Annotated in this window: 18 protein-coding genes; 10 read left to right on the forward strand and 8 right to left on the reverse strand. The window is 61.8% G+C overall.

The features are described from left to right. Position 1: 1 nt before the first annotated feature. On the reverse strand, positions 2-1,636 hold the full coding sequence (locus tag ACRARE_RS21935) for a TnsB C-terminal domain-containing protein (RefSeq protein ID WP_432658500.1): 1,635 nt from the start codon (positions 1,634-1,636) through the stop codon (positions 2-4). Positions 1,637-1,784: 148 nt separating this feature from the next. On the opposite strand from ACRARE_RS21935, the gene ACRARE_RS21940 reads away from it, so the two are divergent. Beyond that, positions 1,785-2,795 carry a hypothetical protein gene (locus ACRARE_RS21940; protein WP_432658501.1) on the forward strand — a complete coding sequence of 337 codons (1,011 nt, stop codon included), beginning with the start codon at positions 1,785-1,787 and terminating at the stop codon, positions 2,793-2,795. A gap of 327 nt (positions 2,796-3,122) precedes the next feature. On the opposite strand, the gene ACRARE_RS21945 is transcribed toward ACRARE_RS21940, so the two are convergent. Both ACRARE_RS21945 and ACRARE_RS21950 read right to left on the reverse strand, forming a co-directional pair. After that, positions 3,123-4,304, reverse strand: a complete 1,182-nt coding sequence (locus tag ACRARE_RS21945; protein ID WP_009573578.1) for a ZIP family metal transporter — start codon at positions 4,302-4,304, stop codon at positions 3,123-3,125. After that, the gene (locus tag ACRARE_RS21950; protein ID WP_432658502.1) at positions 4,301-5,509 is read right to left on the reverse strand and encodes a multicopper oxidase domain-containing protein; all 1,209 of its coding nucleotides are present in this window, start codon (positions 5,507-5,509) and stop codon (positions 4,301-4,303) included. The genes ACRARE_RS21945 and ACRARE_RS21950 overlap by 4 nt, the downstream gene beginning before the upstream one ends. A 116-nt stretch (positions 5,510-5,625) precedes the next feature. Between ACRARE_RS21950 and mntR the strand changes: the two genes are divergently transcribed. From mntR to ACRARE_RS21985, 7 genes are all read left to right on the forward strand, one after another. Then, a complete protein-coding gene (gene mntR, locus ACRARE_RS21955; RefSeq protein WP_416616971.1) occupies positions 5,626-6,078 on the forward strand; it encodes a manganese-binding transcriptional regulator MntR in 453 nt (150 codons plus the stop codon). Between the two features lie 124 nt (positions 6,079-6,202). Continuing rightward, complete coding sequence (locus ACRARE_RS21960) at positions 6,203-6,547, forward strand: hypothetical protein (RefSeq protein WP_164193071.1); 345 nt, start codon at positions 6,203-6,205, stop codon at positions 6,545-6,547. 136 nt (positions 6,548-6,683) lie between these two features. Next, the gene (locus tag ACRARE_RS21965) at positions 6,684-8,129 is read left to right on the forward strand and encodes a multicopper oxidase family protein (protein ID WP_432658503.1); all 1,446 of its coding nucleotides are present in this window, start codon (positions 6,684-6,686) and stop codon (positions 8,127-8,129) included. A gap of 17 nt (positions 8,130-8,146) precedes the next feature. Next, complete coding sequence (locus ACRARE_RS21970; protein WP_233545079.1) at positions 8,147-9,076, forward strand: WD40/YVTN/BNR-like repeat-containing protein; 930 nt, start codon at positions 8,147-8,149, stop codon at positions 9,074-9,076. Continuing rightward, positions 9,076-9,570, forward strand: a complete 495-nt coding sequence (locus ACRARE_RS21975) for a DUF411 domain-containing protein (RefSeq protein WP_009573584.1) — start codon at positions 9,076-9,078, stop codon at positions 9,568-9,570. The genes ACRARE_RS21970 and ACRARE_RS21975 overlap by 1 nt, the downstream gene beginning before the upstream one ends. Next, positions 9,533-10,084 carry a c-type cytochrome gene (locus ACRARE_RS21980; protein WP_232231047.1) on the forward strand — a complete coding sequence of 184 codons (552 nt, stop codon included), beginning with the start codon at positions 9,533-9,535 and terminating at the stop codon, positions 10,082-10,084. Before ACRARE_RS21975 ends, ACRARE_RS21980 begins: the two co-directional genes overlap by 38 nt. Positions 10,085-10,375: 291 nt before the next feature. Then, positions 10,376-11,038 (forward strand): L,D-transpeptidase, encoded by a 663-nt coding sequence (locus ACRARE_RS21985; RefSeq protein WP_071167357.1) that lies wholly within the window; start codon positions 10,376-10,378, stop codon positions 11,036-11,038. Positions 11,039-11,085: 47 nt separating this feature from the next. On the opposite strand, the gene ACRARE_RS21990 is transcribed toward ACRARE_RS21985, so the two are convergent. After that, entirely contained in the window at positions 11,086-11,370 is a 285-nt protein-coding gene (locus ACRARE_RS21990; RefSeq protein WP_010138178.1) for a hypothetical protein, read from the reverse strand. Positions 11,371-11,552: 182 nt separating this feature from the next. Here ACRARE_RS21990 and ACRARE_RS21995 point away from each other — a divergent pair, with 182 nt between their 5' ends. Continuing rightward, positions 11,553-13,907 carry a heavy metal translocating P-type ATPase gene (locus tag ACRARE_RS21995; RefSeq protein WP_071167356.1) on the forward strand — a complete coding sequence of 785 codons (2,355 nt, stop codon included), beginning with the start codon at positions 11,553-11,555 and terminating at the stop codon, positions 13,905-13,907. A gap of 63 nt (positions 13,908-13,970) precedes the next feature. Further along, on the forward strand, positions 13,971-14,483 hold the full coding sequence (locus tag ACRARE_RS22000; RefSeq protein WP_018001713.1) for a L,D-transpeptidase family protein: 513 nt from the start codon (positions 13,971-13,973) through the stop codon (positions 14,481-14,483). 9 nt (positions 14,484-14,492) lie between these two features. On the opposite strand, the gene lnt is transcribed toward ACRARE_RS22000, so the two are convergent. Genes lnt through ACRARE_RS22020 form a run of 4 tightly spaced genes read right to left on the reverse strand, consistent with a single transcriptional unit; the run spans position 14,493 to position 17,774 of the window. Continuing rightward, the gene (gene lnt, locus ACRARE_RS22005; RefSeq protein ID WP_018001714.1) at positions 14,493-16,070 is read right to left on the reverse strand and encodes an apolipoprotein N-acyltransferase; all 1,578 of its coding nucleotides are present in this window, start codon (positions 16,068-16,070) and stop codon (positions 14,493-14,495) included. Next, on the reverse strand, positions 16,037-16,495 hold the full coding sequence (gene lspA / locus ACRARE_RS22010; RefSeq protein ID WP_018001715.1) for a signal peptidase II: 459 nt from the start codon (positions 16,493-16,495) through the stop codon (positions 16,037-16,039). The genes lnt and lspA overlap by 34 nt, the downstream gene beginning before the upstream one ends. Positions 16,496-16,523: 28 nt before the next feature. After that, positions 16,524-17,306 carry a ZIP family metal transporter gene (locus ACRARE_RS22015; RefSeq protein ID WP_026155630.1) on the reverse strand — a complete coding sequence of 261 codons (783 nt, stop codon included), beginning with the start codon at positions 17,304-17,306 and terminating at the stop codon, positions 16,524-16,526. Positions 17,307-17,318: 12 nt separating this feature from the next. Next, entirely contained in the window at positions 17,319-17,774 is a 456-nt protein-coding gene (locus ACRARE_RS22020) for a DUF411 domain-containing protein (protein WP_119400693.1), read from the reverse strand.

The following is a 17,774-nucleotide window of genomic DNA, read 5'->3' on the forward strand; positions in this document are numbered from 1 at the left end:
CTTACCAATCCTCGACAGGGAAGACCCGCCGCGGACGATCCGGGTCGAGCTTTGCCTGGGCCGAGGCGGAAGGCGCAGCGAAGTCGGCATAAGGCTTCTTTGCCTCGGTGGCATGCCGGGCGCGGGTCATCTCCTTCAACCGGCTTTTGGGGGTTTTGGCGGCGGCAACAGTTGCGGCGATTTCGCGTCGGATGGCTGATGCCTCCTGCACAGGGCGCCGCTGGATTTCGCGCCGCCGCTGTCGATCCGCCTGGTGCTGCCAGAGCGTGATCGGCTCGGCCAGTCCGTCCCGTCGCCTGACCGGCCGCCAAGCCTGGGTATCCGGATCCTTGACGTAGACATGGCTGATGTCGCGAGGATCATAGCACAGATCGAGCGGGTTCAGCCGGTCACGACGCGCGACCAGCGGGCCCAGCCAGGGCTCGAAATAGTCGATGGCGAAGAGACTGATGCCCTGAGGTGAAATCTTCCGCGTCTTGCGCGGCAGGAAATTCAGCAGCACATCGACAGGTGCATCGATCGGCTGGTCTTTCGGCTGGAACCGATCTTCCCACTCTTTCGCCGGAACGGTCAGCTTGCGCGCATTCTGACTCAGGTTGTGGTCGATGATCGCGAGCGCGATGCAGCGTTCAAGATCCGCGAAGCTGAGCCGTGCCCGCGCTTCCGAGGCATAGTCGCCCCGATCCGCGATGGAACGCCCCGTCTTGCCCGGCAAAGCCCGCAGCGCCGTGTTCACTTTCCCCAGCAGGCGTTCGACGACTCCGCCCCGATGCACGGTGCCCTTTTTCCGCATGCGTATGGCGATGCCATAGTCCGCGCATCCTCTGCTGAAGGTGCTGCTTTGGAACTCCTTGGCGGAATCGACGACGATCTGCTTCGGGCGACCATGCATTGGCCAGGCATGATCGATGCCGCGTTCTGCCAGCCAGGCAGTCTTGCAGCACATCGCGTGCGCCAGACAAAGCGCGACAGACAGTCGTGACGGCCGCTCGAGGGTCAGGCAGAAGCCGATGATCGCGCTCGTGGCCACATCTGCAGCGATGGTCAGATAGGGGCGACCAACGAAGACGCCGTGGTCATCAATCACCTCGACAAACTGGATGTCTGCCGGCGTGTGATCGATCTGGACAACGTCGAGCGCGTGGTTAGCCCGGATGTAGCCGGGTCGCGGCTTCAGCCGGTTCAGGTGTTTACTATCTGACAGGCGGCGGCGGGCAATTTCTTCCGGGGCGAACAGGATGGTGATCCGCCGGGCGACAGTGACATAGGCGGGCGGAGAGTGCCCCTCCTCTGCGCAGCGGGCGCGGATCTCTTCAACAATCGGCGCAAGATCCGGCTGCTCCGGGCGCAACCACATCTCCCGCAGGGTCATCGCGATGATGCTCTCGACCGTGGGGCTGATCCTTGGTTTCCTTGTCCCACTCGTTCGCGGCAGCAGGGACGATACCCTGCGCTCTTCCCGATACCGCGCCAGATAGTTGTAGACTTGGCGTGTCGAAAGCCGCAGCTCGGATGCCGCGCGCATCACGGCCTCACGCACGGGCGCCGCCCCGTCAAGAATCCGGTCCAACTCGCGCGCGATCCGCGTCGCCTTGGCCCAAGTTTCATCCGAGGCATGCGCTCCGCCGGACGTCATCGATATGAAACTTTCGAAACCGGCTGGGCAGTGCGCCAACAGGGCGGCCACTTGCTGAAATACGGAACCAAAATTGAAACCTTAAGCTGAAAAATGATGTGCAATATCGCGGTATCTTCCAGAAATCACGTAATAATCATGTGCTGAAATGGTGAAGAAAATGCGACAGTGGTTCCTGCCCGGTCCGATGGAAGTGGAGCCGGATTATCTGCCGCCCGGACCGAGGGCAGAGCTGCGTGAAACCGCAGTCCTCGACGACTGGCGGAAGGCAGAGGCAGGCAATGCCGCCCGTCTCGCCCGTGTGGCGGGCCGGATTGGCGCGCTGGATGACCGTCTGCACCGTGGCCCGGAGGGCTGGCGGCATAGGCTCGCGCTGATGGAGGCGGCAGACCTCAGCTGGTTTGTGGGCGACCGAATTGGCCCGGATCGGCTGGCACTCTGGATATCCATGCGCCTGTCGGGTGTGCAGGACGACCCCGCAGCACTCGCGCGTGTCGGATGGGCGGTGCGGCGTCTGACAGGCGGTCCCGGCCCAGAGGTGGACCTATCCGCTTTCCTCGATCGCCGTGACCCTGAAAACATGGCCAATGAAGCCGAGCCCTTTGCGGATCGCGCGGTCGGTTGGCTTGACCTGATGGCGCAAGCCGCCGACCTGCACTCGATCACACGCGCCTGCATGGGGTTTCACCTCTGGAACCTTGCGGGCCTCAGGCAACAGGGCGACCGGACGGAAGCAGCGGTTACCGCCGCACGCATTGCCGCGAGCGAAGGCCCGAATTCGAATCGCGGGGCCATCTTTGCGCCTCTGGCTATGCGCGGGGCAGGGGGGCTGCGCGCCAGTGGCCCACCTGCTGAGCGCTTGGAGCGTTGGCTCGAGGGAATGGAAACAGCATGCCTGACCGCGATGCGGCACCTCGACGATATCCAGGCATGGTCTGTGCGGGCGGAAGCCATGATGGCCCCGCTGTCTGGCAGGACACCACCTGCATTGCGCGCTGTGCTGACCGAATGGCCCCTCGTCTCCGCCCCAATGGCCGAGACCCTGACCGGTGCCAGCCGCGGCGCCGTCCAGCGCAACCTTGCTTGGATGGAAACGCGCGACCTGATCCGCGAGGTGACCGGACAAGGGCGTTTCCGCATGTGGCGGGCGATGCCATGAAACACCTCTACAGAAGCACTCGTTTTGGTGCGTAACATCTGTTGATAGTTCAACGGAGGCGCTGAATCGTGACAGAATGAAAATATGAGACAGTCTATTTCGACGCGCGGCTCAGCAATAGTAGTCAGATGGATTTGCAGTGTTTTCACCTATCTGTGGGATCCTCTAGTCGCTCTAGCCTCAAATTCTTTATTTCGAAATCACGAAAGAATAAGTCTCTTGGGCGCACAAACTGGGGCACGAAAATTGCGATCTCCCCGTGGACAGACGGGGTCAGTTTATAGAGTTGGGCGACCGCCCCATGAAGCCGAAACAGCCGATCACCGCTCAGATCTTGATCAATGCCGCCGTCGCGTACATGAAGGCGATGCCGCCCAGAAACCCGACCAGTACGGCTGGTGACATCAGCGCCGCCTGCCTGTCGGCGTTTTGACGTACAAGGTAGGCGCTGACCTCGACCATGACTTGCAGGATAGCACCCGCTCCGACGGCGAGTGCCAATGCCGACCATTGCGGCGCATAGGCAAGGCTGCCCGCCCACATTCCGAGGATGGCCGGGCCACCGGCGAGCAGGGTCAGGGCGGCAAACGTCCAAAGCGTTGGCCGGGCACGAAGCATCGGGGCGGCGATGCCGATGCCCTCGGTGACATTGTGCAAGGCAAAGCCTAGGACGAGGAAAGTGCCAAGCCCTGCCGATCCTGCGGCGAATGCACCGCCGATCGCCAACCCTTCACCGAAGTTGTGCAGCCCTATCCCGAGGGCAATGTAGAACGCCAGCGCAATGCCCTCCGGGTTGCCGCGCCAGCGCCCGATCGCCATCAGCAAAAGGAAGCTTGCCAGCGCCGCGAGCCAGACCATGGCGGAGCCCTGGAATATTGCGGCCGCTTCTGCCGACAGCTCCATTGCTTCGGATAGGGTGTCGATCAGCAAGAAGGCCAGCAACCCAACCGTCAGTGCCAGCAGAAAGTTCATCCCGCTTCGCCCGACGCCCTTCATGGCCGGATAGAACATCAGGCCAAGCGCCACCGGCAACAAGCCGACGATCGCCCCGATCACCGCCTGAAGTCGAAGTTGACCCCAGGTGGGACTTGGCGTCGAGACGGCGACCCCGATCTCATGCCCGAAGGTCGCGCCCGTGTTGGTCAGCAGGTTGACGTGATGGGCCTCGCCGAGAACCCACGGATAGGGAATTCGTAACCAGACCGCTTCGCCGCGGGCAATCGGCCCCGCGGGCTCCTGCGTGAAGGTCCAGTAGGCGTCGTCCACTGCGACCTGCGCGACCACCATTGCTTCCGATCCGCCGGCGCGCACACTGAGCGAAATCCCCGACCCATCGAGGATCGTCCGTTCGACCGTCAACGCCTCGACCGGGGGCGCGCCATTGTTGAAGCCGCGCAGCGGATCGAGCGAGGCAATCCACACGAAAGCCCCCAGCATGACGGCCAGCGGCACGAGAACGAGAAGCAGGCGGGTCATTGGCGGGCGGCTTTGTTCGGTCTGATCGGTCATGCTCCGGCCTCCCGCACGTCAAAAAATCCCATCCAGCCTAGTTCGGTGAACTCGGCCTGATGGGCATGGAACATGTACAATCCATCCTCGTGGTCAGCGAAACTGAACTCGAGGATGCCGCGCTGCGCCTGACACTGCATGATCACATCGACCGTGCGCAGGGTTGGCGTGAGTTGCGAACCGGTCTCGTAGTAGTCGAAGAAATTGCCGTGCAGATGGAACGAGTTGATCGGGTCGAACTCGGTCGCATTCATGAGGTAGATACGGACCGGGCGCGACTTGTCGATCCGGATAGGCGCGTTCATGTAAGCTTGGCCGACCGTATTGACGGCATAGACCTCGTTCTCGCCGTCGAAATTGGTGTCAAAGCCGTTCATCACCATCGCCAGTTCCTGCCATTCGGCGTTTTCCGGGCTGCCCAGCACGCGCGACGCGGCGATTGCCGCAAATTCGGGGTGGCGCGCCGGATCAGGGTCGACCACGAAAAGTCCGTACATGCCCTTATGCATGTGCCGTTTCAGCGGCAGGGCATGGCAGTGATAGAGATGACAGCCGAAGGGCTTGGCATCGAACTCATAGACGAACTCCTCACCCGGATCGATCAGCCCGGCGCCTTGAACGCCGTCCATCCGCGCCGAGTGAATGCCGTGAAAATGCATGGAATGCGGGTGTGAACCGAGGTTGCGAAAGACGATCCGTAGCCGTTCGCCTTCTTTGGCGCGCAGGGCGGGGCCGGGAACGCGGCCGTTGAACGTCCAGGCGGGAAAGAAAACGCCGGGAGCGATCTCGATCTCCACGTCGATGACGTCCACCTCAAACGTTCGTAACGTGCGCCCATCCGGCAGAACTTCGGTCTGGCCTGTCTCCCAGTCGGTCAGCATGGCCGTCGGGTCGAACCCGTTCCGGGCGTGGTCGACCTGGCCGACCATCGTCATGTTGCCATGCGCCATGCCACTGTCATGGGCCGAATACGGATCGACCGCCCCGCCGGGCATCGCATGCCCCGCCATCGGGTCGGGCGTTGCCTGGGATTGCGCGCGGCTCGCGGCCACGGCCGCTCCGCCGGCAGCCACTAGACCGCCGACCAACAACGCGCGTCGCGACGCCGATACTGGCTCCGTGACCATCGCAGGTGGCGCTGTGGGCCGAGATGTCTCCACGGCGGACGACACATCGCGCCCTCGCTTGCTGGTATCGGCAGGCATGGACGTGGTCCCTTCAAATGACACGCAGGCCAAAGTCCCGGCGCAAAAAGTTAGCTTCGGCTAACAATCATCGCTTAGGCTTTACGAGTCAATCCCGATCGTGCGAGGGTGGCGGCATGACGAACGATGAGAACCATGAATCAACGCAGGCAGAGGCGCGCGCGGTTGAAACCCGCGCCGAGGCCTTCATCGGTGTGCGCGAAGCGCGGCGCAGCGAAGTGGCGGAAGACTATGTCGAATTGATCGCTGAGCTGATCCACGAGAACGGCGAGGCCCGGCCGGTCGATATTGCGGCACGCATGGGCGTGACCGCGCCAACAGTCGCCAAGACGCTTGGCCGTCTGGCGCGGGACGGCCTGATCACTCGCGCGAAATACCGCTCGGTATTTCTGACCGAGGAAGGCCGGGCGCTTGCCAAGGAATGCAGACATCGCCACGAGATCGTCTTGCGGTTTCTCCTGAGCCTCGGGCTCGACCCCGAGACGGCTGAACGCGATGCCGAAGGGATCGAGCACCATGTCAGCGAACGGACGCTTGCCCTGTTCGCGGCCTTTTCCAAGCGGTCATAGGCGGGTGGTTGCCGCTGCAACAAGTCGGTTGGCCGAGGATTTGAACGAGCCAATTTTTGGATGGTCCAAGAAACGTGATATTGTGCCGCTGGCATTCGGATCGCGCGGGTAGTAGATCAAGATCATGAGACGTTGGGCACGCCTTATCTGTATCCTCTCGCTGGTGGCTTTTGCCATCGGCGCGGTCGCGCAGTCTGCTGGCTCAATTGCCATGGCCTCGTCAATGGTCTCCACGGATGGCGGCATGATGGCGATGGACGATTGCGACGCCTGCGGCAGCTTGGAAGACGGTAAGATGGGTTCCGTCTGTGATTTTGTGTGCAATGCCGCGGGAATGGCCGCTCTTCTTTCGATCCCGGCTGGTACCAGCCCGATCGCTGCCACCGCAGCCCATGAAATCCAGCTCGTGGACGTTCCGCACGGAATATCCGGCCCCCCGGCCCAGCAACCTCCTCGATTCTACCTCTGATCTGACACGCGGCGCCTGATTGCGCTTCGTGTGTTTCTCCGTGCCGGACGCACTCAAATGGGCGTTTGCGCGGGGCCATGAACATCGCCGCGCAATTGCTTTGGCGGCGTACAGTGAAATCAGAGAGTGTTCATCCATGTCCTACCAAATCAATTCCCTTTTCAGTCGCCGATCATTTCTTGCAACGTCCTTGGCGGGTATCGGCGCCACGGCTTTCGGAAAGCCCCTGCGCGCCGAACCGCAAATCCGCAGCTTTTCGCTGCGCCCCACGGCGGGACAGGCAAGGCTGGTCCCAGAACCTTATCCCGCAACCCCCGTTTGGGGCTTCAACGGTCAGGTTCCCGGCCCGGAGCTACGGGTTCGGCAAAGCGATCGGCTGCGCATCGTCGTCACAAACGGTCTGGACGAGGAAACCACCGTACATTGGCACGGACTTCGTCTGCCGAACGCGATGGATGGGGTTCCACACCTGACGCAGAAGCCGATCGCACCCAGAGAAACCTTTATCTACGAGTTCGACGCGATCGATGCCGGGACCTTCTGGTATCACCCCCACCAGCGCAGTTTCGAGCAGGTCGGACGTGGGCTGGCCGGACCGCTCATCATTGACGAATCCAACCCGCCGCGGGTCGATCGCGATGTCACCTGGCTGCTTGACGACTGGCGGCTGACGCAAGACGCGGCGATTGCGGATGACTTCGGCGCAGCCATGGACATGAGCCATGCGGGCCGTCTGGGCAATACTGTCACGATAAATGGGCGTGTTCCCGATGTCTTCGTGGTGCGGCAAGGCGAACGTATCCGGTTGCGGCTGATCAATGCCGCGAACGCCCGCATCTTCGCGCTCGACTTCGGCGACCTTTCCGCGCGCATCATTGCGCTCGACGGCCAGCCGATCACCCCGCACGCCGCGCCTGACGGTGTCGTGGTTCTGGGCCCGGCGATGCGTGCCGACATAATGCTCGATTGCCCTGCCGACCCGGGAACCACGCTTCCAATCGTCGACCGCGCCTATCGCGATAATGAATTCAACCTGCTGGATGTCGTCTTTGACGACACGCCCTTGCGTGCCGCGCCGCCGGAATGGGAAATTGCCCTTCCAGCCAATCCGCTTGTCGAACCTGATCTGAACGCGGCCCGTCGTCACGAAATCCTGTTCACCGGGGGCATGATGGGAGCAATGGTCGAGCGCCAGATGGGCCTGAGCCAGTCAGGCAGCATGATGGGCGGAATGATGGGTGGCGTTGTGGGCGGCGGCATGTGGTTCGTCAATGGCGTTGCGGCCGAAGGGCACATGCTCGATCCCTTCCTGACATTGGAGCGCGACGCGAGCCATGTCCTCCACATGACGAACGCCACGGCGTTCGACCATCCGATCCACCTGCACGGCCACTCCTTCCGCGTCATCAGCCGCGATGGCGTTCGGACCGAATTCCCTGAATGGCAGGACACCGTGCTGATCGCGCCGCGCGAGCAGGTCGAAATCGCCCTGGTCGCCGACAATCCCGGAGACTGGATGTTCCATTGCCACATCCTCGAGCACCAGGCGGCCGGGATGATGGGCGTGATCCGCGTCGCATGAGCAGGGGAGCATGCAGATTGAAGTCGATTGAGATCGAATTTCGGCCAAACCGGCGCAAGGTACTCACCGCGGCACTCAGTATCGGCGTCGCTTCGATGTTGCCGGGGTTCGCACTCGCGGCGAGCGATGGTGTTCCAGCGGCACTTGCCTTTGATGGTGATACCATCCTGCTGGCGAGAGGAGGGCTGTTCGTCAGTGATAATGGCGGCCGGACTTGGACCGCGGCAGAGACACCCGGAAAAGTGCTGTCGCTGGCGACCCATCGCGACCGGCCCGGGCTTGTGGTTGCGGGGCTGGCCGAGGGCGGTGTCAGCATTTCCGAAGACGGGGGCGCTTCGTGGCGTATCTTTGAAGCTAGGCTGCCTGACGGAGAAATCACTGCCGTTGCTATCGCCTCGCGGAACCCGGACATGATCTATGCCTCGCTTCGCGGCGACGGGTTGTGGAAGAGCGAAGACGCCGGTGCAACCTGGTCGCTCGCCATGGACCGCCCCTGGCTCGACGACGCAGAGCGCGATCCTCTTGCTCTGGCTTCGGTCGAGCTTGAAACCGGCATGGGCGGGATCTGGATCTATGCGGGCACCGAAGTTGGCCTAACGCGGGTGCCCGATTGCTTTTGTCGCTGGCAGGACGTGCAGCCAGGCAACGCGATGGACGCATTGGTTGCGGGTGAAGCCCCACCGTCCGAAGCGCCATTGCCTGGAGGTGAACCGATCCTGTCGCTGGCCAGTGCCCCCTCGGCGCCGGAAGTGATGTACGCCGCGCTGCCCTCGGGCCTCTGGGCATCGCAGGACGGCGGAGTCATCTGGCAAAAGCGGGCCAGCAAAGCTGCGACCGCTGTTGCGGTTCATCCAAGAGACGAGACCTACATCGCTGCCCTGTTGGGCGGCATCTTGAAAATCAGCCGTGACGGCGGCGCAACTTGGATCGAAACAGGAGAACAATGATGGAGAAAATGATGCAGAGAAGAAACGCGCTTGGCCTGATTGGCAGCGGCATTGTCGGAATGGTGGGCCTGTCCACATCGGCCTGGGCGCAAGCGACAGGCGATATGGCGTCCGATTTGGCGGGCAACGAAAGGCAGATCACCATCTGGCGCGATCCGGGCTGCGGCTGCTGTGATGCCTATGGGGATTATCTCGAAGAACACGGCTTTACCGTTACGCGTGTGGATGACCGCGACTTCGACAAACGCTCGGTCGAAGTCGGTGTGCCCGCCCAGGGCATCGGCTGCCACCTGGCCGAGATCGACGGCTACTATGTCAGCGGTCTCGTCCCCGTCGACATCATCGATCGGCTGCTGGAAACCCGTCCGGCGATAACGGGTATCACCTTGCCGGGAATGCCCGCGAACGCGCCGGGCATGGCTGCGGTCAAGTCAGGCACGCTAAGGACCTATGCCTTTGGCCCAGACGGAATTTCAATTTATGCCGATGAATAAAGGGCCGAAAGATCGATCGGCGAAGTGTACGGTCAGGCGGTCAGTGCACCTCGCTGCCCTAGTGTCCGCGCTCGCGACCACCGGCGTTGTGGTGCTGGCCCAATCGGAACCGGTTGACCCGCGTGTCGAGGGACTGACGTTTTTGGGAGAGCCCGTGCTCGCATCCCAGGTCATGGCAGGGCAACAGCTTTATGCGGACAACTGCGCCAGTTGCCATGGTGCCAGCCTCGAGGGTCAGCCCGATTGGCGTCGTCGTCTTGACACAGGAAGAATGCCGGCCCCGCCGCATGATGACTCAGGCCACACTTGGCACCATTCAGACCGCATGCTTTTTCAGATCACTAAAGGCGGGGTCGGGGCCGTCGTGCCGGGATACGAGAGCGACATGCCGGCCTTCGGAGAGGATCTGACAGACGCAGAGATCGCGGCTATCCTCGTCTACATCAAGAGCACCTGGCCTGAGCGACAACGTGAGTTCCAAGCCGAAGTTTCGGCCAATGACACGGGCGGGTGAAGATCGACAGGGTGTCAGGATAGTATCTTTCGACCAAAACCGATCCACCGGGGGACCAATTCGGCAAATCTGTCCTACTCCGCCCCCTGACTCCCGCTTTACCACGCTAATTCGGACCTGACCTAGTTGGCCGTTAACCCGCCCGCAAGGCAAGCATGTGCTACCAGGGTCGCGTGCAAGCGTTCACGAAAATTTACCCTTGAACCTCTAGCCACTAGAAGTCCTATCTAGTCGACGAGAATTTATATCGTTCTTGCCATTGATCGCCGGTGGGAACCGAAAGGGTACGACATGCTGACAAGACGACACTTTATTCAAACGACAACAGCGCTCTTTTCGGCGACTGTGGCCAACCCTGTGTTTGCCGATAGCTGGCCCACCGAGGCGCAGAAGGCTGAATGGGACGCGCAAGTCAGCCCGCCCGGCTTCGATCCGGCCACGTCAAACCCTTGGGGACTACACCCACGTTTCTTGCCTCAGCGTGTGGACGCGAAAAACGGCCTCGTGCCGGGAGACATCCATGTCGATGCGGTCGCGCGGTATCTCTACCACATTGAGGAGGGTGGAACCGCGATGCGCTACGGCGTGGCGATCGCGCGGGGCAACCTCTACGAGCCGGGTGTTTATAACATCAAGCGCAAGGTCAGGTGGCCGCACTGGACGCCAACACAAAACATGATCGAACGCGATCCCGTGAACGCACAATGGGCCGATGGGATGGAACCAGGGCCGGAAAACGCTCTCGGGTCACGGGCGCTCTATCTCTATGTCGGTGATCGCGACACCTATCTTCGGATACACGGCACACCCTATCCGAGAAGCATCGGCGGTCGTGCGAGTTCGGGTTGCGTGCGGATGGTTATGGCACACATCAACGAGCTTTATCCGAACGTCGAGATCGGATCGACAGCACATCTTTATTCGGCTGAGGACAGCGTTACCGCGAGAAGTTGAATGAGGTAATTAACTCTCAGCGCATTGATGTGACGTGCGGGTCGTCGTCACACTTCCCGCGCGACGCAGATAGGGTTGCCGTTCGCCGTGCGCAGCGGCAGCAAGGTCGTTTCAACGGGGCCGCTGTGTTCGTACCAGTAGCACCCGTCCTCGGGCACCAAGCGCGCGGTTGCAACATCCTGATCCGGGGCAGCCATTGCAATCACGGCTTCGGGAACGTTGCCCCGCCGGTCTGCCGAGTCGCCCGGTCCAGTCGGCTGGATTGCGCACCCGGCCGTAAGAGACAGCGCCACTGCAACGATTATTTTTTGCTTCAGCATCAAAACCCGCATCAAGCTTCCTTTCGTGTCTGTTTTTCTTTGCATCGGCTTTTCATGCCTCAAGGCGTGATGGAGCCGATCGCCGCATCCTCTAGCAATAAAACAAACTGAAATACCACCGTATTTTGCTCTTGAAGCTCTAGCTACTGTAGGGGTTATGCCATGGTAAAGCACCCGAATCCAGAGGTCCATTCATGCCGTCCGACACCCATCGTCACGACCACGATCACGCCGAAGATGCCCAGACAAGCGGCGGCAGCTGCTGCGGGGGCGCCGGAACGTGCGGCGACATCGTTCCGACGACGCCCGCGCCATCGGGCGGGCGCAGTTTTCAGGTGTCCGGCCTCGATTGCGCCGAGGAGGTAGCAATCCTGAACAAGGTGGTCGGCCCGAAGATCGGCGGGGCCGAGCATCTCGCGTTCGACGTGATCAATGGGCGGATGACTATTCTCGACAGCGCCAAGAGTTTATCGGACGGCGAAATTGCAGAACTGGTCGCAAGCACCGGCATGACCGCCAAGCCTTGGGATGCCGAGAACGCGTCGGTCGACCAGGCGGCCCATCTTGCAAGACAGCGGCTGTTTACGGCGCTCAGTGGAGGCTTCTGGGCCGCAGGATTTCTGTGGCACATCATCGAGACCGGCATGGGCGGGGCGCTCGGCCTCTTCGCGGGTCACGGCGAAGCGCCGATGCCACTGGTCGAGGCAGGGCTGTTCGCGGTTGCGATCCTGTTCGGTGTCTGGCTCGTGGCACCCAAGGCATGGTCGTCCGCTCGGCGGCTGTCGCCCGACATGAACCTGCTCATGGTGGTCGCCGTGGCCGGTGCCATCGGGCTTGGCGAATTTTTCGAGGCGGCGACAGTCGCGTTCTTCTTTTCGCTCTCGCTCTACCTCGAAAGCTGGAGCGTCGGGCGTGCGAGGAATGCGGTTTCAGCTCTGCTCGACCTCGCGCCGCCGACGGCAAGAGTTCTTCATGATGACGGCTCGGAAGCGGACGTTCCGGCTTCTGCGGTTGCTATCAACGCACGTTTCATCGTGCGCGGCGGAGACCGCATCCCATTGGATGGTGAGGTTGTCGATGGGGCAGGGGCCGTCGATCAGGCGCCGATCACCGGAGAGAGTGCGCTGGTCCCAAAGGAACGGGGCGACGAAGTCTATGCCGGTACGATCAACGGCGAAGGCACACTGACGGTGCGCGCCACGAAGGCCGCCTCGGACACCGTGTTGGCCAAGATTATCCGCATGGTCGGCGACGCCCATGCCCGCCGCGCGCCGGTGGAGCAGTGGGTGGCGAAATTCGCCCGCATCTATACGCCTATCGTCATGGCTCTCGCCATTGCAATTGCCCTGCTGCCGCCGCTCATTTTCGGGGGGGCCTGGGATTATTGGTTCTACAATGCACTCGTGCTGCTGGTGATCGCTTGCCCATGCGCTCTGGTCATCTCGACACCGGTCTCCATCGTCGCTGCACTCACCGCCTCAGCGCGGGCCGGGGTGCTGATCAAGGGCGGTGCATATGTTGAGGCACCGGGCAAGACCACTGCACTGGCCATGGACAAGACCGGCACGATCACCATGGGCGAGCCCGAGGTGGCGGCGGTGCATCCGCTGGGCAAAGCATCGGCGCAAGATCTGATGACCCTCGCCGCTGGGCTGGAGGCACGTTCCTCGCATCCCTTGGCGCGCGCCATTCTTGCGCGGGCAGAAGCCGACGGCATCAAGGTATCCGCCGCGGAAGATACCCGAACCGTTCCGGGCAGGGGACTTGAAGGACGCACAGACGGCCGGTCGATCTGGCTGGGGTCGGACCGGTTTGCCGAGGAGAAGGGTTTCGGCGACGCCATTCCGAAGGATTTGCGCGACCGCATCGAAGGGGCTGGCAGCACCCTTGTTGCCGTGGGCGACGACACCGGTGTCACCGGCATCTTGGAATTGCGCGACCGTATCCGACCGGATGCCAAAGGCATCGTGGCGCAGCTTCACGCGCAGGGTGTGAAGACCATCGTCATGCTGACCGGTGATAACGAGCGGACAGCGCGCGCTGTTGCAGCCGAGGTCGGCATCGACGAGGTCCGTGCCGAGCTTCTGCCCGAAGACAAGGTGACTGCCATCGAAGAACTGGTCGAAACGCATGACATGGTGGCCATGATCGGCGACGGGGTCAACGACGCCCCGGCCATGGCGCGCGCGCATTACGCCATCGCAATGGGTGCCGTTGGTTCGGACGCGGCAATCGAGACGGCGGATATAGCCCTGATGACCGACGATCTCGGCAAGGTGCCTTGGCTGATCGGTCATTCGCGCCGGACAATGTCGATCATTCATCAGAACATCGGTATTTCCTTGGCGACCAAGGGCGTTTTCGTTGTCGCTACCGCGTTCGGACTGGCATCGATGTGGGGCGCGATTGCAGCCGACGTAGGAGTGTCATTGCTGGTGGTGGCCAATGCCCTGCGCCTGCTGAACAGCCAAGAGGCCAAGGCGCCGCCGTCCGGCGGTGAGCAGGTTGGCCCACAGATGGCAAAGGCCGCGCTTGCCCACGGACATTGATCACGCAGCATTTGCAAGGTAACGTAATGTCCATAACAGACCTCACGAAAGAGGCATCGAGCAGTGAAAACCATCCGATTTCCCCGCCGCGCCGTCCTGTTGGGCGGGCTGGTAGCGTTTCTGTCCGGGTGTGCCAGCAAGTTCCGCAGCTATGACGGACCCGAAGTCACCCGTGTTCGGCTTTACAAGGGACAGCGCTTGCTTGTTCTCGACGGAGCCGATCGCGTCTTGCAAACCTATCCGGTCGGGCTGGGTTTCGCTCCTGAGGGTCACAAACAATTCGAGGGGGATGGCCGGACTCCGGAAGGAGTTTACACAATCGACAGGCGAAACCCCAACAGCACCTACCATCTTTCGATTGGCATCTCTTATCCGAACGAGGCCGACATCGCCTTTGCCGAAGCGCAGGGCCTTTCCCCCGGCGGCGACATCTTCATCCATGGTGGCCCACGCCCCGGCATCGACCCGACAAATGTCCGCGACTGGACAGCTGGCTGCATCGCGGTCACGGATCGGGAGATCGAGGACATCTATGCAATGGTGAAGGACGGGACACCTATCCACATCTTTGCATGACGGTCTTTCTCATGCGGCGGTAGTGAGCCGTCGCATTGGCGCCATTGCCCAGCTCCACGAAGCCAAGATGAGCGCCAACAGCATCCAGTCCCCGAAGCTCGCGTAGAGTGTCGGCGGTCGCGCGGAGGGCAGGCTAGCGTCGATGATGCCCGTTTCGCCGGTATCGAGCCGCGCAACGATCTCTCCGCTCGCGTCGATGACCGCAGAGATGCCCGTATTCGCGGCTCGGATGACTGGAAGGCCTTCCTCTACGGCGCGCATACGTGCGGAAGCCAGATGCTGCTCGGGTCCGATGCTGGTGCCAAACCAGGCATCGTTTGTCGCGTTGAAAATCCAGTCCGGCCGGAACAGGTCGTCGACCACATGCCCTGGGAAGATGATCTCATAGCAGATCGCCACGGCGACCAGCGGCACACCCGGAAGCGCAAGCGTTCTCGGGCCCGGTCCGGGCGTAAAATCGCCCAGACCCGCCGTGAGCCGCTCGATGGGCAACCAGCCGCGGAATGGCACATATTCGCCGAAGGGCACGAGATGGTGTTTCGCGTATCCGGTCAGGATCTCGCCGGTCTCGTCAAATGCCTGGACCGTGTTGAAATATCGGGTGCCATCCTCGCTCGGTACACGGTCCGGCACACCGGTAAGCAGCACTCTGCCGTCTGGTAGCGCTGCGGCAATGCGGGCCCGTGCCTCCGTATCCTCATCGAGGAAACCCGGAAAGGCGGTTTCCGGCCAGAGAAGCACGTCGAAATCGCCGGGCCGGGTTGAAAGCTCAAGATAGCGCGCGAAGGTCGCCTCGCGGTTCTCGGGAGCCCATTTCTCCTCTTGTGGAATGTTGCCCTGGACGATGCGCAGGTCGACACCGGGTGGCTGTTGTGCATCCGACTGGAGGCGCAGCGTGCCGACAGCCCACATCGTCGCGATTCCGGCCAGCGCCATGAGCGAGATGGTCAATCGTTGCCGCCCGGACGCCATAGCAGCCGCGCCAGGGAGTACCGCGACGAACACGGTGAGAAAGCTTAGCCCATAGCTTCCGACCCAGGCGGCGGTCTGGCGAAGGGCGGCGTAGTCTACAAGTGCGTAACCGGCCAGGTTCCAGGGAAACCCTGTCAGAACGTGACCACGCAACCACTCGGCCACGGTCCAGGAGGTCGCGAACAGGAGGCAGGCCAAGAGACTGCCCATGGCTCCGCGCCGCGCGATTTCGGCAAAAAGCGCAGCGGCAATGGCTGGGAAAATCGCGAGACCTGCGGACAATCCCGCGACCGCCGGAATCGCCATCGTCCCAAACCGCTCGGCCTCGACGTAGAAACTTTCCGCGATCCACCAAATCCCGAAACCGAACTGGCCGAGACCAAACGCCCAGCCGACGAGGAAAGCGCGCCCGAAGGAGAGATCGCGAAGCCCGACAAACAACGCGGAATAGGCAACGGGAACGAGCAGGAGAATCGAAAGAGGCGGGAAAGTCAGAACGGTCATCGCCCCGGCGGCGAAACCAAGCGTCATCCGCGAAAGCAAACGGTGGCGCAGAGCGATGCGGTTCAGAATTTCCGGCTTCACGACTTGATCGAACGCCGCGCGCTGATCCATGGCGCGGCGAGCAAGAGCCCCACGCCACTGACGACAAATACATCGGCCAAGTTGAAGGCAGGCCAATGTGTTGTGCCAATGTAGAAATCGAGAAAGTCTGTTACAGCCCGATACCGCACACGATCGATGACATTGCCCAGGGCTCCGCCAATGATCGCACCGTAGGCAAGCGTTTCCACCGCATTGTCGGCGCGAAACAGCATAACCCCCAGCCAAACACAGATGGCAAGAGCGAAAGCGATGAGGCTCCACCACGGCGCGCCGCCCAACATCCCGAAAGTCACGCCGTCATTACGATAAAAGACGAGGTTGAATCCCGGAAACACGGGAATTCCGGCGCTTAAAGTGACGGCATTCGCAACGACAATGGCTTTGGTGATCTGATCGATCGCGAACGCAGCAAGTGCTGCGAAGACGCCGATCATCGGAGATACCTTGTTTAGTGACATTGCCTCATCCCAACCAGACATCAAGGAACAGCATCAGAACGAGCCCGACTGCGAGACCGAGCGTCGCCCTGTTCTGATGGCCGCTGCGATGGGTTTCGGGGATGATTTCGTGGCTAATGACGTAGAGCATTGCGCCCGCGGCAAAGGCCAGACCCCATGGAAGCAGCGGTTCCGACAGTGTGATGATGCCGGCCCCGAGCAAACCGCCAATCGGCTCGATCATGCCCGTCAGCGCCGCGATGCCCCAGGCGCGCAGCTTCGGATATCCCTCGCCCAGCAGAGATACAGCGACGGCCAATCCTTCGGGCGCATTCTGAAGCCCGATGCCGATGGCGAGCGGCAGACCGCCCTCCATACCTCCGGATCCGAAGCCGACCCCAACCGCAAGGCCTTCGGGGAAGTTGTGGATCGTGATTGCGATGATGAACAGCCAGACCCGCCGCAAAGACGCCGCTTCGGGCCCTTCGCGTCCCGTCTTGAAGTGCTCGTGCGGCAGCTTTTCGTTCATCAGGGCGACAGCCCCCATGCCCAGAAGAATCGAAACGCATACGATGGCCGCAGGCATCGCGCCGTTTTCGAACATCGGCTCCGCCGCATCCAATGCCGGGATGATCAGCGAAAAGAAAGAAGCGGCGAGCATCACACCGGCAGCGAAGCCGAGCGACAGATCGCGTGTGGCCCGAGACGGGATGCGCCCGAACAGCACGGGAACTGCTCCGACTGCTGTGAGCGATCCGGCGGCAAGACTTCCGAGAAAGCCGAGCATTATCGGAGACAGATTTTCCATGGGCGGGCCAGATTATCCTTCGGCGTAGCTCGAAAAGACTTCCGTCGACCCGTCCTTGCGGATGAGGAAGACATCATAGGCCTCGCGGTCGTCTTCTGGCCCCATGCCGGGCGAGCCATAGGGCATCCCCGGAACAGCGAGGCCGACGGCGTCCGGGCGCTCCTCGAGAAGGCGGCGGATGTCAGCGGCCGGTACATGGCCCTCGATCACGTAGCCGTCAATGAGCGCGGTGTGGCAGGAGACCATGCGCTGCGGCACGCCGTTGTCTAGCTTGAAGCGCACGAGAAGCCCGCCGAACATGTCCTGGCCGGTCTGCACAAACCCGTTCTCTTCGAGATGTTTCATCCACGAGAGGCAGCAGCCGCATCCGTTGGTCTTGCGGACGTCGATCGCCGTTGCCTCTGCGAGGGCCTGGGCCGCTGGGAACAGGGCGAGCGTGATGGCAAGAACTTGTGTCATGCGTTTCAT

Source organism: Pseudooceanicola aquaeponti, assembly GCF_050897975.1.
Taxonomy (GTDB): Bacteria; Pseudomonadota; Alphaproteobacteria; order Rhodobacterales; family Rhodobacteraceae; genus Pseudooceanicola.